Raw genomic sequence first — 15,029 nt, 5'->3', positions numbered from 1 at the left:
CCGCCGCATGGCCGCCTCCCTGCCGCCCACCAGCCGCAGCGTCCTCGCCCTGGCGCTGCCGATGACCCTCGCCCATGTGACGACGCCGCTGCTCGGCCTCGTCGGCGCGATGGTGATCGGGCGGCTCGGGGAGGCGGCGCTGCTCGGCGCCATGGCGCTGGGGGCGGTGATCTTCGATGCGATCTTCTGGTCGTTCGGTTCCCTGCGCATGGCCACCGCCGGGCTCACCGCCCAGGCGGTGGGGGCGCACGACCGTGACGACGTCGACCGCACCCTCGCCCGGGCGCTGGCCGCCGCGGTGCTGGTCGGGCTCGTCATCGTGCTGGCGCAGGTGCCGATCGCGGCGCTGGCCTTCCGGATCAGCGGGGCGAGCCCCGAGGTGCTGGCGGCCCTGGCGGCCTATTTCCACGTGCGCATCTTCGCCGCGCCGTTCACGCTGGCCAACTACGCCATCCTCGGGTCGGTGCTCGGGCGCGGCCGTACCGACCTCGGCCTGGTGATCCAGGTCGCGATCAACCTCGCCAACATCGCCCTGACCCTCGCCCTGGTGCTCGGCGCCGGCCTCGGGGTGACGGGGGCCGGGATCGCGACCCTCGTCGCCGAGGTCGCGGGCACGGGCCTGGGGCTCTTCGTCCTCGCCCGCCTCGGGTCGCGGCCGTTCCGCGTGCCCCTGGCGGCGATCCGCGACCCCCTGGCGCTGGCGCGCATGCTCAGCGTCAACGCCGACGTGATGATCCGCACCCTGCTCCTCGTCGGCGCGATCGTGCTGTTCTCGGCGCTGGGGGCGCGGGCCGGGGACGTGACCCTGGCGGCCAACGCCGTGTTGTGGAATCTCTTCCTCGTGGGCGGGTTCTTCCTCGACGGCTTCGCCACCGCCGCCGAGACCCTGTGCGGCCAGGCGGTGGGGGCGCGCGACGAGACGGCGTTCCGACGCGCCGCCCGCCTCAGCCTCGCCTGGTGCCTGGTGTTCGGTGCTGCGATCTCCGGCCTGTTCCTCCTTGGCGGGGAGCGCTTCATCGACGGCGTCACCACGAGCCCGGAGGTGCGCGAGGCCGCCCGGCTCTACCTCGTGCCCGCGGCCCTGGCGCCATTCGTCGCCGGCCTGCCCTTCGCCTTCGACGGGATCTACATCGGCGCCACCTGGACCCGGGCGATGCGCGACCTGATGCTGGCGGCGACCCTGGTCTATGCGGTGCTGATCGTCGCGACATGGCAGGCGGGCGGGGGCAACCTCGGCCTCTGGCTCGCCTTCTTGGGGCTCCTGGGCGCGCGCGGGATCGGGCAGGCGCTGGCCTATCCGGGCCTCGTGGCGCGCACCTTCGGCACGCCGCTCGCCGTCAGGGGCGACGGTAGCGCGCCGCGGCGGCTCTGACCTGGGCCTGGGCCGCCACCACGCTGAGGCCCTGGAAGGCCTGCATCACGTCGTGCATCATCTCCGGCGGCGGCTCGTCCGCGGTCCTGGCGGTGGTGAGGCTCGACAGGATGCGCCAGCCGAACCGGATCGAGCGCACGATCGGCAGCAGCGGCTCGTAGCTCCCGCTCTCGTAGGCATCCACCGCCATCTGGCTCGGAACGCCGGCGAGGCGCGCGAGGCCCACCAGCGCCTCCATCACCCTGCCCGCCCTGATCCAGGCGATCAGCACGCCCTCGTCGATGTCGACCCGGCGGGCCTGGGTGCTCACGAACACCTCGGCCGCCAGGAGGGCGTTGCTGCGAACCGGCGGGAGCGGCGTCGGCGTCGGCTCGGCGGCGCGCACCCTCGCGAAATTGGCCAGGCGCAGCCGCAGGTCGGCCGGCAGGTCGCCGCGGCGTGCCAGCATCTGCCCGAGGTCCGCATCGGCGAAGGCGCGGTCGCCGAGCGCCATGAACCCCTGCGGCGTGAACTGGGCGCCCGGGTTTCCGGCGACGAGGCGCACCACCTCGGGCTCCCCGCGCGCCACCAGGATGTCGGCCACGGCCGGTTTCAGCACCAGGCGCCGCGCCATGGCGAGGAGGTGGCCCTGGCCGCGCCGCGAGGCCAGGGCGGCGAGGTCGGCGTCGACCAGCCGGCGCGAGCGCGCCAGGACCGGCCGGGCCACCGCCAGCACCGCGTCGAAGGCGAGGTCCCGCACCACCCCGCGCGGGGCGTTGGGAATGTCGGCGAGCCGTTCGGACAGTTCGGCGCGCGCCGCATCCTCCATCTCGCGGGCCAGATGCAGGATCACGGCGTCGAAGGCCGCGACCTGATCTTCCGCGAGGCGGGGCGCCTCGTCGGTGAAGAGGGTGGTGAGCCCGCGCAGCAGGCCGTCACGACGACCGAGCCCGCCGCGGGCGACGGAATCCTCGATGTCGGTGAGGAGCGAAGCGAGCGCGGCCACCATGGAAGAAGCAATCCCCGCCGGAGGACCCCAGCCCTCGCTCACGGTCCTGGGCGCGCGACTTGGTCTCGAAGGTAGGAGAGTGGGCGAGAAGGATTAAGACTCTCCTGATCCCGCCGGTCGGGCCGCAGCCGGCTCTCGGACCGGGCAGCCCTCCGGGGCGATCCCGACCCTGTCCGCGTCGGCATTGGCACGGCCGTGGGCGTCGATCGCCGCCTCCATCTCGGCCAAAGCGGCCAGGAGGTGCCGGCGCGCGACGCGGTTCACGATCCCGCCCGTGTTCGTCTCGATCTCGACGACGGCGTCGGCGCGCTCGTGGACGCCGCGCCGCGCGGCCGTGACGGCGGGGTGGGGGGCGATGAAGCGCGTGGCGCCGTCGAGCCAGCGCATCAGGGCGACGGCAAGGCCCGCATCGCCCGGGGGATGAGCGACCACCCGCTCCTGCGCCCCCGAGAACGTCCCACGGATGTCTTTGCGAAGCTGCGTCACGGCCCTTGCCCCTCGGCCACGCCGCGGGCCGGCGCCCCCACGCGCCCGTCCCGGCCGGGGACGAGGCCTCGCGCCCAGGGTGTGTCGGCGTGCGAGACCCGTTCCGCTGCGGGAGGATCGGACGATGGCGGCAACCGGTTAAGGCTTCGTGCGCCCCGCCTCCCGGCGTCGGCAACCGGGGATGTCGCCCGTGTCCGGCGCCTCCGCGATGGTATCAAACCGGTGGGATCGACAGGTTTTCGCAGCTTGGCAGGGTGTCGCGGCAGGCGCTGTGCATTAAGTTCCGCGGCCTCACCAGGGGAATGCCCGATGTCCGACCTCCGCCTTCGCCGCAGCGTCCTCTACATGCCCGGCTCGAACGCCCGGGCGTTGGAGAAGGCCAAGACGCTGCAGGCGGATTCGCTGATCCTCGACCTCGAGGACGCGGTCGGGCCCGACGAGAAGGAACTGGCCCGCCAGCAGGTCTGTGCCGCGGTGGAATCGGGCGGCTACGGCGAGCGCGAACTCGTCATCCGCGTCAACGCCCCCCAGACCCCATGGGGCGAGGCCGACCTCAAGGCGGCGATCCAGGCGCGGCCCAACGCGATCCTGATGCCGAAGGTCTCCTCGCCGGCGGTGCTGGAGAGCATCGCCAACCACCTGGAGGCCCTCGACGCCCCCGAGCACATCGCCATCTGGGCGATGATCGAGACCCCGGCCGCCATCCTCAACATCCAGGAGATCGCCAAGGCCCGGCGCGACCGGCGCACCCGCCTCACCTGTTTCGTGCTCGGCACCAACGATCTGGCCAAGGACACCTGGGCCCAGCTCGTGCCCGGCCGGGTGCCGATGCTGCCCTGGATGATGCTGACCCTGGCCGCGGCCCGTGCCGAGGGCCTGACCATCCTCGACGGCGTCTGGAACGACATCGCCGACGTCGAGGGCTGCCGCGTGGAGTGCCGCCAGGCGCGCGACCTCGGGTTCGACGGCAAGACCCTGATCCACCCCAACCAGCTCGAGCCCGCCAACACCTCCTTCGCCCCCACCGAGGAGGAGGTCCGCCGCGCCCAGCTCGTGATCGACGCCTTCGACAAGCCCGAGAACGCCCGCCGCGGCGCCATCAAGGTCGAGGGCCGCATGTACGAGCGCCAGCACATCGGCATGGCGCGGCGCGCGGTGAACTGGTCGGAGGCGATCGCCGCGCGGGGGTATTGAGGGGGCCAACGCGCTCTCCCGGCCGCGGCGATCCTGCGGCGGCGGGTCCGCTCGCGGGGACCGGCTTCCTGTCGTAGGCTGACCCCTCGAGCAATGGCGGCGGAGGGCCGGACGTCGTGCGACGCCTCCTGAAATTCCTGCACACGATGGGCGCCATCGGCATGATGGGGGCGATGGCCTGCCTCGTCGTGATGCTGAGCTTCACCCCGCCCCCGGCCGCGCTGCCCGGCTACGCCCTGATGCGCGGTGCCATGGGGGCCGTCGCCACCTGGGTGTTCCTCCCGTCCATGGCGCTGACCCTGCTGGCGGGCCTGCTGGCGATCGCCCAGCGCGCCTTCCACAACGCCGGCTGGGCCTGGGCCAAGCTCGCCACCGGCGTCCTGATCTTCGAGGGCGGGCTCGTCTACATCCAGGGGCCGATGCGGCAGGAGGCCGACCTCAGTGCGGGCGCCCTCGCCGGCCGGGTCGACCCCGCGATGCTGGCCGACCTCGGCTCGGAGCGCGGCGTGCTGTGGACGCTGCTGGCGGTGGCGACGGCCAACGTGGTGCTCGGCGTCTGGCGCCCGCGGCTCGTCCGGCGGCCGGCGAGCCCGCCCGCCGACGAGCGGATCGTGGTCGAGGCCGTGCGCTAAGCATCATTCTGCGAAGTGGTCTGCGGTTCGCAGGAAAAAATGATGCCCCATCAAGGAGATTGAAGCAGGCCTTCGTGGGGCGACCCACGAAGGCCTGCTTAGGATCGAGGACGTCGGCCGGGCGTGACACGCGCCCGGCCCTTCCCTCGCTCGGCGCCGCGGCCTAAGTCTCCGGCATGAGCCGCGTGCCCGCGAAAGACCGTTCCTTCCAGAAGGACCTGCCGCCGGACGGCTTCGACGAGCGCGAGGAGGTCGACGAGCCGCCCGAGCGTGCCGACGACAGCCCCGAGATCGACTTTGATTTCGAGGAGGGCGCGGTCAAGGCCGGCACCGAGATCATCCGCCGGTTCTGGACGACGCTGCCCTCGGGGCCGGGCGTCTACCGGATGTTCGACGACAAGGGCGACGTGCTCTACGTCGGCAAGGCCAAGAACCTGAAGGCCCGCGTCGGTTCCTACGCGCGGGGCCAGGCGCATTCCAACCGCATCGCCCGGATGATCTCGCAGACGGCGGCGATGGAGTTCGTCACCACCGCCACCGAGACCGAGGCGCTGCTGCTCGAGGCCAACCTCATCAAGCAGCTCAAGCCGCGCTTCAACGTGCTGATGCGCGACGACAAGTCGTTCCCCTACATCCTGGTGACGGCGGATTCCGAGGCGCCGCAGATCGTCAAGCACCGCGGCGCGCGCCGGCGCAAGGGCAGCTACTACGGGCCCTTCGCCAGCGTCTGGGCGGTGAACCGGACGGTGAACGCGCTGCAACGCGCCTTCCTGCTGCGCACCTGCTCGGACAGCTACTACGAGAACCGCACCCGGCCCTGCCTGCTCTACCAGATCAAGCGCTGCGCCGGCCCCTGCACCGGCGAGATCGCCCTCGACGATTATGCCGGCATGGCCGAATCCGCCCGCGCCTTCCTCTCGGGCAAGTCGAACGCGGTGAAGGACCGCATGCGCGAGGAGATGCAGGCGGCCTCCGAGGCCCTCGAATTCGAGCGCGCCGCCCGCTTTCGCGACCGGATCGCCGCGCTCTCGGCGATCCAGGGGACGCAAGGCGTCAACACCCAAGGGGTCGAGGAGGCCGACGTCTTCGCGCTCGACGAACAGGCCGGCCAGTTCTGCATCGAGGTGTTCTTCTTCCGCAATTTCCAGAACTGGGGCAACCGCGCCTATTTCCCCAAGGCCGATCGGACCATGACGCCCGACGAGGTGCTCGCCTCCTTCATCGGGCAGTTCTACGACGACAAGCCCGCGCCCCGGATCGTGCTGGTCTCGCATCCGATCGAGGACGCCGAGCTGCTCGGAGCCGCCCTGTCGAGCCGCACCGAGCACCGGGTCGAGATCCACATGCCCCAGCGCGGCGAGCGCAAGAACCTCGTCCTCTACGCCCAGCGCAACGCCAAGGAGGCCCTGGCCCGCCGGCTGGCCGACACCGCTTCCCAGGGCAAGCTGCTGGTGGCGCTCGGGCAGTCGTTCGGGCTCGCCAGCAGTCCGCGCCGGGTCGAGGTCTACGACAATTCGCACATCATGGGCACGAACGCGGTCGGCGGCATGATCGTGGCCGGACCCACCGGCTTCATGAAGACCCACTACCGCACCTTCACCATCAAGTCGGAGGAAATCACCCCCGGTGACGACTACGGCATGATGCGCGAGGTGCTGCAGCGGCGCTTCAAGCGCCTCGTCAAGGAAGCGCCGCGCAACGCCGTCGAGCCCGTGGTGGCCGCCGATGCCTCCGCTCCCCCGGCCGATCTGCCCGACGAGGTCGAGACCTTCCCGGCCTGGCCGGACCTCGTCCTCGTCGACGGCGGCAAGGGCCAGCTCGACGCCGCGCGCACCGCCCTCGAGGAGATCGGCGTCACCGACGTGACGCTCGTGGGCATCGCCAAGGGCCGCGACCGCGACGCCGGCCGCGAGACCTTCTTCGTGCCGGGCAAGCCGCCGTTCAAGCTGCCGCCGCGCGACCCGACCCTGTACTTCGTGCAGCGCCTGCGCGACGAGGCCCACCGCTTCGCCATCGGCACCCACCGGGCCAAGCGCAAACGCGAACTCGTGCGCAACCCCCTCGACGAGATCGGCGGTATCGGCCCGAGCCGCAAGCGCGCCCTGCTCAACCACTTCGGGACGGTCAAGGCCATCGAGCGCGCCGCCTTCGAGGACATCGCCAAGACCCCGGGCGTCAACGCCGCCACCGCGCGGGCGGTGTACGATTTCTTCCATGCGAACGGGTGAGGATGGCGCGGCCTCGCCGCATGGGATGGCCTAGCGGACCGGTTGACCCCCGCGACCCAGCGTGGTTCACCGCGCCCATGAACGCCGTCCTCCCCCGACGCCGGTCGCCGGCCTGGAACCTGGCGAATTGCCTGACCTACGGGCGCCTGGCGGCGGTGCCCGTGATGGTCGCCCTGCTGTACTGGCCCGACGAGCCGGCGGCCCGCTTCACCGCGCTAGGCGTCTTCGTCCTGGCCGCGATCACCGACTATCTCGACGGCTACGTCGCCCGCACCTATGCCCAGAGTTCGGCGCTGGGTCGCATGCTCGACCCCATCGCCGACAAGCTCCTGGTGGCCGCCTGCCTGCTGATGCTGTCGGCGGACGGGTCGATCTCCGGCTGGACCCTGTGGGCCGCCATCGTGATCCTGTGCCGCGAGATCCTGGTGTCGGGCCTGCGGGAATACCTCGCCGAGCTCAAGGTCGGTGTACCCGTGAGCAAGGTCGCCAAGTGGAAGACCACGCTGCAGCTCGTGGCGATCGGCTTCCTGGTCGCAGGCCCCGCCGGCGAGACGCTGCTGCCCGGCACCATGGCGGCCGGGATCGGCCTGCTCTGGCTCGCCGCGGCCCTCACGCTCTACACCGGCTACGACTACATGAGAGCCGGCATCAAGCACGTGATCGACGATCCGCGCTGATCGGGGCAGGGCTGAGGAGCCGGACAATGAAGCTCGTCTATTTCGCCTGGGTGCGCGAGCGCGTCGGCAAGGCCGAGGAGATTGTGGACCTGCCCGCCGGCATCGCCACGGTCGCCGACCTCGTCGGCTGGCTGCGCGGGCGCGGCGAGGAGTATGCCGCCGCCTTCGCCGATGCCGGCGTGGTGCGGGCGGCCATCGACAAGGTCCACGCCAAGCCGGATTCCGCCCTCGCCGGGGCCAGCGAGATCGCCTTCTTCCCGCCGATGACCGGCGGCTGAGCGCTCAGGGCGGCGTCAGGGCCGAGCCGAACGCCGCCAAGTTGTTGGTCATCATGTCGATGTAGCTGGCCGCCGGCCCGTCCGGCTTCGAGAGGGCGTCCGAATAGACCTTGCCGCCGATGCGGGCGCCGCTCTCCTTGGCGATCTGCTGCATCAGGCGCGGATCGGCGATGTTCTCCAGGAAGACGGCGGGGATCTTGTCCTTGCGGATCTGGCGGATGATCCGGGCGACGTCGCGCGGGCTCGCCTCGCTGTCCGACGAGACCCCCTGGGGGGCGATGAAGCGAAGGCCGTAGGCGGCACCGAAGTAGCCGAAGGCATCGTGCGTCGTGATGACCCGACGCTGGTCGGCCGGGATCGCCGCGATCGCCGCCCTGGCCCGCGCATCGAGGGCGTCGAGCCTGACGAGATAGGCGGCGGCGTTGGCCGCATAGGCCGCGGCATGGGCGGGATCGACCCTGGCGAGCCCGTCCCGGATGTTGGCGACGTAGCGTTTGGCATTGGGAATGCTCTGCCAGGCATGCGGATCGACCGCGTGGTCTTTTCCGTGATCATGCCCGTGATCCTGATCCGCAATGGTGGCGACCCCCGTCGAGGTCGTGATCACCGGCGCCTTGCTGCCCGAGGCCTTGATCAGCCGGTCGATCCAGCCCTCGAACCCGATCCCGTTGACGAACACGATCTGCGCCTCGAGCAGGGTGCGGGCGTCGCCGGGGGCCGGATTGTAGCCGTGGGCGTCGGCATCCGGCCCCACCAGGGTCGAGACGACGACCCAGTCGCCGCCGACCTGGCGCACGAGGTCGCCGAGGATGGAGAAGGTGGCCACCGCCCGGATCGGGGCCACCTCCTGGCTCGTGGCGGACCCGAGGGCCAAAGCGGATCCGAGCCCGGAGAGCAGGACCGTCAGGAACACGATCGCGCGTGAGCGCCGGTCCGGGCGGGAGGGAAATCGGGGTCGCATGCGGGGCCTCGTCCTCAACGATCGCGACGTCTTAGTGTAACACTATCACATTGCCAATCCGCCCCATGATCTTGATCTCGGGACCGGGCACCGCCAAACAGCGGGCGACGCGGCGGCGACCGGCCTTCGCGTCGGGCACCACGAACGGATCAGCATGGCGCGTCGGCCGCTCCCGAGGGGCGATACCCTCCCCCTCCTCGGCCGCGTCTGGCGGGAATGGCTGGCGCCGCACCGGGCGACGCTGGCCGTGGTGCTGGTGCTCATCGCCGTCGTCGGCGCCGCCACCGGCCTCTATCCGGTGCTGATCAAGTCCGCCTTCGACGCCTTCGACGCCAAGGACGTCGGCGCGCTGTCCTACGGCCCGATGGTCGTGGTCGCCATCACCGCCATCCGCGGTTTCGCGCTGTTCGGGCAGACCGTGCTGACCAACCGGGTGGTGACGCGGGTGGAGGCCGACATGCAGGTGGCGCTCTATTCCCACCTGATCGAGGCGGACCTCGCCCAGCTCGGGCGCGAGAGCCCGGCCGCCTTCACGCAGCGCTTCACCACCGACTTCGCCTACATCAAGGAGGCGCTGACCCGGATCTCGACGGTGCTCCTGCGCGACATCGCCATGCTGGTGGCGCTGGTGGCGGCGCTGGTCTGGATGGACCCGGTGCTGACGCTGGTGGCGGCGGTGACGGTGCCGTTCGTGGCCGGGCCGATCGCGCGGATCGGGCGCAAGCTCAGGCGGGTCTCGACCTCGACCCAGGAGCAGATGGGAGCGGCCGCCAGCCTCATCAACGAGAGCCTGCAGGGTGCCCGCATCGCCAAGACCTACGGCCTGGAGGGCTACCTCAAGGGCCGGGCCAGGCAGGCCTTCGACGAGGTCCGCCGCCTCAAGATGAAGACCGCCAACGCCCGCGGACGGCTCGATCCGCTCCTCGAGGTCGGCGGCGGCCTGGCGGTGGCCGCCGTGCTGGTGCTCGTGGGCCAGCGCGTCATGTCCGGCGAGCGCACGGTGGGCGATTTCACAGGCTACGTCGCCGCGCTCCTGCTGGCGGCCCAGCCGGCCCGGGCGCTCGGCACCCTCAACGCCATCCTGCAGGAGGCTGCGGCCGCCCTGCAGCGCTACTTCGCCCTGATGGACGAGGCCCCGCGGGTCCGACAGGCGGCCGACGCGACGCCCCTGCGTCTGGATCGCGGCGAGATCCGGTTCGAGGGCGTGCGGTTCCGCTACCGCGACGACGCCCCGGCCCTGGAGGGGATCGACCTGACCGTGCCGGCGGGCTCGGTCACCGCGCTGGTGGGGCGCTCGGGCTCCGGCAAGTCGTCGCTGCTCAACCTGGTGCCGCGCCTCTACGACGTCACCGCCGGACACGTCGCCATCGACGGCCAGGACGTGCGCGCGGTGACGCTCGCCTCCCTGCGCGAGGCGGTGGCCGTGGTCTCGCAGGAGATCGTGCTGTTCGACGACACCATCGCGGCCAACATCGGCTTCGGCCGGGCCGGTTCGACCCGCGCCGAGATCGAGGCCGCCGCCGAAGCCGCCGCGGCGCACGGCTTCGTCTCGCGCCTGCCGGAGGGCTACGACTTCCGGGTCGGCCCCGGCGGCGGACGCCTCTCGGGCGGCGAGCGCCAGCGCATCTCGCTGGCCCGCGCCTTCCTGCGCGACGCGCCGATCCTCCTCCTCGACGAAGCCACCAGCGCCCTCGATTCGGAATCCGAGCGCCTGGTCCAGGCGGCTCTCGCCAGGCTGATGCGCGGCCGCACCACCCTGGTCATCGCCCACCGCCTCTCCACCGTGCGCGACGCCGACCTCATCGTGGTGATGGAAGCCGGCCGCGTGGTCGAGACCGGAACCCACGAGGCCCTCATGGCATCGGGCGGGGCCTACGCCCGCCTCCACCGCGTCCAGCTCACGGGCGACGCCGAGACGCTGCCCGAGCCCTGAGCGGCCCCGACCGCCGCCGGCCGCGTGCCCCGGCGGCGACGGCCGTCAATTTATTTGCGGTGCGACGTAAAAATTTTGCGCTGCGGCATAGTAGGCCGGTCATCGGTGATGATAGACGACATCATTGCCGATGACCGAACTGCGAGACCGATCATGCATGAAAATTCAGTTTCCGAGGGTAAATCCGAGTCCGAGACGTCGTTCAACCGGCGCCGATTGCTTGAGTATCTGACCGCCAGCCCGCTCCTCGCCCCGAGCGGCGCCAGGGCCGTGGCCGGATTGCTGGCGCTCGGCACATCCGAGGCCATCGCCCAGAGCTACGACGTGCTGCGGCAAGCCCCCGTCATGAACGGCGACCTCATCGCCTCGCCGGCCCAGGCGCTCAACGTGTTCGACTTCGAGCCGGTGGCCAAGAAGGAATTGCCCCCGGCCCATTACGGTTACCTCGCCAGCGGCGTCGACGCGGACAAGACCCTCAGGGCCAACCGCGACGACTTCGACAAGATCACCATCCGCACCCGCCGCCTGATCGACGTGCGCAAGATCGACACCTCGGTGAAGATCTTCGGCGAGACCTGGGCGAGCCCTATTGCGCTGGCCCCCGTGAGCAGCGTCGGCGCCTTCCATCCCGAGGCCGAGGCGGCGGCCGCCCGCGCCTGCAAGGTCAAGGGTCACCAGATGATCCTCTCGACGGTGGGCAGCACCTCGATCGAGGACGTGATCAAGGAGCGCGGCGCCCCGGTCTGGTACATGCTCTACCCCACCGACGACTGGGCGGTGACGGAACTGCTGGTGGCGCGGGCCGAGATGGCCGGCGCGCCCGCCATCGTCCTGACCGTGGACCGCCAGGGCGGCCGCAACACCGAGACCCTGTTTCGCGACCGTCGCGGCGACACCCGCACCTGCACCGATTGCCATACGCCCGGGTTCAAGAACGAGGTCAGCCGCAAGCCGATGTTCGACGGCATCGACGTGTCCAAGGTGACCAACCTCTACGGCACCGGCATGACCTGGGACTACGTGAAGCGCCTGCGCGGCATCGTGAAGGGCAAGCTCGTCCTCAAGGGCATCGTCACCCACGAGGACGCCAGGACCGCGCTGGACTACGGCGTCGACGCCATCATCGTCTCGAACCACGGCGGCCGTGCCGAGGAGAGCCTGCAGTCGACCATCGGTGTGTTGCCGGAAGTCGTCGGGGCCGTGAACGGGCGCATCCCCGTGCTGGTCGACGGCGGGTTCCGCCGCGGCACCGACGTCCTCAAGGCGCTGGCCTCGGGCGCCACCGCCGTCTGCATCGGTCGGCCCTACGTCTGGGGTCTAGCCGCCTTCGGCCAGCCCGGCGTCGAGATGGTGCTCACCATCATGCAGCGCGAGTTCGAGACCATCATGCGCCAGGTCGGTGCGACCAGGCTCGCCGAGATCACCGGCGCCAGCATCCACCGCGCCTGAGCCGACAGCGATCCCGGATCTTCGTGAGGTCCGGGACGATCGTGGGCGATCAGGCGACTTGAGCGATCAGGCGACTTGAGCGATCAGGCGACTTGGCGCTCAGGAGACCTGAGCGTCCGCTTCCACCAGGATCTCGCGCTTGCCGGCGTGATTGGCCGGCCCGACGATACCCTCGACTTCCATCTTCTCCATCAGCGAGGCGGCGCGGTTGTAGCCGATCTGCAGACGGCGCTGGATGTAGCTCGTCGAGGCCTTCTTGTCCCTGAGCACCACCGCCACGGCCTGGTCGTAGAGTTCGCCACCGGCCTCGCCGAAGCTGCCCTGGTCGAACACCGCGATGTCGGCCTCGGGCTCCCCCGGCTTGGCCGGATCGCCCGCGCCGTCGTCGGCGGTGACGGCGTCGAGGTAGGACGGCCGGCCCTGCCGCTTGAGGTGGGCGACCACGCTCTCGACTTCCGAATCCGAGCAGAACGGTCCGTGCACGCGAGTGGTGCGCCCGCCGCCGGCCATGAACAGCATGTCGCCCTGGCCGAGCAACTGCTCGGCGCCCATCTCGCCCAGAATCGTGCGGCTGTCGATCTTGCTCGTCACCTGGAAGCTCATCCGGGTCGGGAAGTTCGCCTTGATCGTGCCGGTGATGACGTCGACGGACGGGCGCTGCGTCGCCATGATCAGGTGGATGCCGGCGGCGCGCGCCATCTGGGCGAGACGCTGGATCGCGCCCTCGATGTCCTTGCCCGCCACCATCATCAGATCGGCCATCTCGTCGACCACGATCACGATGTAGGGCAGCGGGTTGAGGTCCATCTCCTCGGTCTCGTAGACGGCCTCGCCGGTGTCCCGGTCGAACCCGGTCTGGACGGTGCGGGTGAGGACCTCGTCGCGGTCGCGGGCTTCCGTCAGGCGCGCATTGAAGCCGTCGATGTTGCGCACGCCGAGCTTCGACATCTTCTTGTAGCGCTCCTCCATCTCGCGAACGGCCCACTTGAGGGCGATGACCGCCTTCTTGGGGTCCGTCACGACCGGGGAGAGCAGGTGCGGGATGCCGTCGTAGACCGAGAGTTCGAGCATCTTGGGGTCGACCATGATGAGGCGGCACTCCTCCGGCTTCATCCGGTAGAGCAGCGACAGGATCATGGTATTGATGGCCACCGACTTGCCCGAGCCGGTGGTGCCGGCCACCAGCAGGTGGGGCATCTTGGCGAGATCGGCGATGATCGGCTCGCCGCCGATGTTTTTCCCTAAGCACAGGGCGAGCTTGTGCGGCGTCTCGGCGAAGTCGGCCGAGGCCAGGAGTTCGCGCAGGTACACGGTCTCGCGCTTGTCGTTGGGCAGTTCGATGCCGATGGCATTGCGGCCGGGCACCACGGCGACGCGGGCCGAGACCGCCGACATCGAGCGGGCGATGTCGTCGGCGAGCGAGATCACCCGGCTCGACTTGGTGCCCGGCGCCGGCTCCAGCTCGTAGAGGGTCACCACCGGGCCGGGGCGCACCGCCAGGATGTCGCCGCGCACGCCGAAATCGCTCAGCGTCGCCTCCAGCAGCGTTGCGTTCTGCTCCAGCGCATCGGAGGAGATCAGGCTGGACGCCGACGGACCCTTGGGCTCGGCCAGCAGCGTCAGGGCCGGATGCGCATAGGCGCCGTTGCGCGGGGCGGGCGCTGCGGCGGCCGGGCGCACCGTCGGCGGTACCGACGACGGCGGCTGGCTGACCCGCGAGCGCACGGGCGCGGGCTTCTCGTGCAGGGGCTCGTCGACGACCGTGTCGTCGTCGCCCTCGTCGTCGTGCAGGACCGGCGGCAGGCTGGCCCTGCGCGCCGCGACCGGTGCAGGCGCCGCGGGCCGATCCGACACGTCGAAGACGGGCTCGCGCCGACCGTCGTGCCCGGCGGCTCCGGTCCAGGCCGGCTCGTCCTCGTCCGCGAAGGCCCGCTTGGCGGCGAGCGCCGGCGAGTTGCCCGTGTAGACGGCCGCCGTGGCGGCGGCGGTCCGTTGCGCCCGCCAGTCGCGCACCCAGGTCCCGATGCCCTCCCGCCCGGCCATGACGCCCTGCGCCACCGTACCCAGCGACAGGATGCCGAAGCTCGGCTCGTCGGCGGCCTCCCGCTCCGCCCGGCCGGGCTCGCGCCGCACGGGGCTGCGCACGGCCGGATAGGGCTCCTCCTCGATCTCGTCCGCCGGGCCCACCCGGCAGGCGGCGGTGAGCGCCAGGATCGCCACGACCGCGAAGCCGAAGCCGCACAGGGAGGCCGCAGCGGTCGAGACGACGCCGACCAGGGTGCGGGCGGCATGCATCAGCGCGTCGCCGGCGACCCCGCCGAGCCCGGTCGGCAGCGGCCAGCGCGTGGTCGGCGGCAGGGCGCTGGCGACGGCGCTGGCCGCGAAGAACCCGATGATCCACAGGGTGATGCGCAGGCCGCCGTTCGGCAGGTCGCGCGAGCGCATGAGGCGGATGCCCCACAGGGTCGGCGGCAGGGCGAAGGCCAGCGAGCCGAGCCCGATCAGCTGCATGGCGAGATCGGAGACCACGGCGCCGGGCGCGCCGAGCACGTTGTGGGCGGCATGGTTGGTGGCGTGGTTGAGGCTGGGGTCGTCGATCGACCAGGTGGCCAAGGCCACCGTGAGCGCCGTGGCGCCCGCGAACAGGACGAGGCCGCCGAGTTCCGTCATCCGCTTGGCCAGGAACGGACGCAGGGATTCGACGAAGGTCTCGTAGGGCGATGCGGAACGTCGGAGCGAGCGCATGCGGGACCAGACACAATGAGAACTGTCCGGTAACGCTAACGGCCGTCGAGTTAACGGCCGTTTAAGGATGCCGCCGTGGCCGCCAA

At 71.0% G+C, this 15,029-nt stretch carries 12 protein-coding genes; 8 read left to right on the top strand and 4 right to left on the bottom strand.

Translation table 11 applies throughout. The features are described 5' to 3' along the window. Nucleotides 1-7 precede the first annotated feature (7 nt). Complete coding sequence (locus ASG40_RS17280) at nt 8-1,372, top strand: MATE family efflux transporter (protein WP_055888492.1); 1,365 nt, start codon at nt 8-10, stop codon at nt 1,370-1,372. Here the strand turns inward: ASG40_RS17280 and ASG40_RS17275 are convergent. Continuing rightward, nucleotides 1,338-2,360 (bottom strand): DUF2336 domain-containing protein, encoded by a 1,023-nt coding sequence (locus ASG40_RS17275; protein WP_055888491.1) that lies wholly within the window; start codon nt 2,358-2,360, stop codon nt 1,338-1,340. The two genes, ASG40_RS17280 and ASG40_RS17275, sit on opposite strands and share 35 nt — an antisense overlap. Nucleotides 2,361-2,453: 93 nt before the next feature. Then, nucleotides 2,454-2,846, bottom strand: a complete 393-nt coding sequence (locus tag ASG40_RS17270; RefSeq protein ID WP_156387790.1) for a hypothetical protein — start codon at nt 2,844-2,846, stop codon at nt 2,454-2,456. A 309-nt stretch (nt 2,847-3,155) separates the two neighbouring features. On the opposite strand from ASG40_RS17270, the gene ASG40_RS17265 reads away from it, so the two are divergent. The 5 genes from ASG40_RS17265 (at nt 3,156) to moaD (ending at nt 7,855) form a co-directional block, all read left to right on the top strand. Beyond that, a complete protein-coding gene (locus ASG40_RS17265) occupies nt 3,156-4,040 on the top strand; it encodes an HpcH/HpaI aldolase/citrate lyase family protein (RefSeq protein ID WP_055888487.1) in 885 nt (294 codons plus the stop codon). Between the two features lie 116 nt (nt 4,041-4,156). Then, the gene (locus tag ASG40_RS17260; RefSeq protein ID WP_055888485.1) at nt 4,157-4,672 is read left to right on the top strand and encodes a hypothetical protein; all 516 of its coding nucleotides are present in this window, start codon (nt 4,157-4,159) and stop codon (nt 4,670-4,672) included. A gap of 176 nt (nt 4,673-4,848) precedes the next feature. Further along, nucleotides 4,849-6,900, top strand: a complete 2,052-nt coding sequence (gene uvrC, locus ASG40_RS17255) for an excinuclease ABC subunit UvrC (protein WP_055888483.1) — start codon at nt 4,849-4,851, stop codon at nt 6,898-6,900. Between the two features lie 77 nt (nt 6,901-6,977). Beyond that, a complete protein-coding gene (gene pgsA, locus ASG40_RS17250; protein ID WP_055888481.1) occupies nt 6,978-7,577 on the top strand; it encodes a CDP-diacylglycerol--glycerol-3-phosphate 3-phosphatidyltransferase in 600 nt (199 codons plus the stop codon). Nucleotides 7,578-7,603: 26 nt separating this feature from the next. Beyond that, nucleotides 7,604-7,855 carry a molybdopterin converting factor subunit 1 gene (moaD, locus tag ASG40_RS17245; protein ID WP_055888479.1) on the top strand — a complete coding sequence of 84 codons (252 nt, stop codon included), beginning with the start codon at nt 7,604-7,606 and terminating at the stop codon, nt 7,853-7,855. 4 nt (nt 7,856-7,859) lie between these two features. Here moaD and ASG40_RS17240 read toward each other — a convergent pair whose 3' ends face one another. Then, entirely contained in the window at nt 7,860-8,816 is a 957-nt protein-coding gene (locus ASG40_RS17240) for a metal ABC transporter solute-binding protein, Zn/Mn family (protein ID WP_055888477.1), read from the bottom strand. Nucleotides 8,817-8,970: 154 nt separating this feature from the next. On the opposite strand from ASG40_RS17240, the gene ASG40_RS17235 reads away from it, so the two are divergent. Next, nucleotides 8,971-10,749, top strand: a complete 1,779-nt coding sequence (locus ASG40_RS17235; protein WP_055888475.1) for an ABC transporter ATP-binding protein — start codon at nt 8,971-8,973, stop codon at nt 10,747-10,749. A 153-nt stretch (nt 10,750-10,902) separates the two neighbouring features. Further along, nucleotides 10,903-12,198 (top strand): alpha-hydroxy acid oxidase, encoded by a 1,296-nt coding sequence (locus ASG40_RS17230; protein WP_055888473.1) that lies wholly within the window; start codon nt 10,903-10,905, stop codon nt 12,196-12,198. A 99-nt stretch (nt 12,199-12,297) separates the two neighbouring features. Here the strand turns inward: ASG40_RS17230 and ASG40_RS17225 are convergent, their stop codons facing one another. Next, nucleotides 12,298-14,943, bottom strand: coding sequence for a DNA translocase FtsK (locus ASG40_RS17225; protein ID WP_055888471.1), 2,646 nt, complete (start codon nt 14,941-14,943; stop codon nt 12,298-12,300). Nucleotides 14,944-15,029: the final 86 nt, after the last annotated feature.

This window comes from Methylobacterium sp. Leaf399 (assembly GCF_001424525.1).
GTDB lineage: Bacteria > Pseudomonadota > Alphaproteobacteria > Rhizobiales > Beijerinckiaceae > Methylobacterium.
Note: the sequence above shows the minus strand (reverse complement) of the source record. Positions and strands in the feature narration are given on the sequence as shown.

Coding starts and splice junctions, on each gene's coding strand:
- ASG40_RS17280 (WP_055888492.1), top strand. CDS start 8: ATGGCCGCCTCCCTGCCGCCCACCAGCCGCAGCGTCCTCGCCCTGGCG.
- pgsA (WP_055888481.1), top strand. CDS start 6,978: ATGAACGCCGTCCTCCCCCGACGCCGGTCGCCGGCCTGGAACCTGGCG.
- ASG40_RS17275 (WP_055888491.1), bottom strand. CDS start 2,360: ATGGTGGCCGCGCTCGCTTCGCTCCTCACCGACATCGAGGATTCCGTC.
- uvrC (WP_055888483.1), top strand. CDS start 4,849: ATGAGCCGCGTGCCCGCGAAAGACCGTTCCTTCCAGAAGGACCTGCCG.
- ASG40_RS17240 (WP_055888477.1), bottom strand. CDS start 8,816: ATGCGACCCCGATTTCCCTCCCGCCCGGACCGGCGCTCACGCGCGATC.
- ASG40_RS17235 (WP_055888475.1), top strand. CDS start 8,971: ATGGCGCGTCGGCCGCTCCCGAGGGGCGATACCCTCCCCCTCCTCGGC.
- ASG40_RS17230 (WP_055888473.1), top strand. CDS start 10,903: ATGCATGAAAATTCAGTTTCCGAGGGTAAATCCGAGTCCGAGACGTCG.
- moaD (WP_055888479.1), top strand. CDS start 7,604: ATGAAGCTCGTCTATTTCGCCTGGGTGCGCGAGCGCGTCGGCAAGGCC.
- ASG40_RS17265 (WP_055888487.1), top strand. CDS start 3,156: ATGTCCGACCTCCGCCTTCGCCGCAGCGTCCTCTACATGCCCGGCTCG.
- ASG40_RS17225 (WP_055888471.1), bottom strand. CDS start 14,943: ATGCGCTCGCTCCGACGTTCCGCATCGCCCTACGAGACCTTCGTCGAA.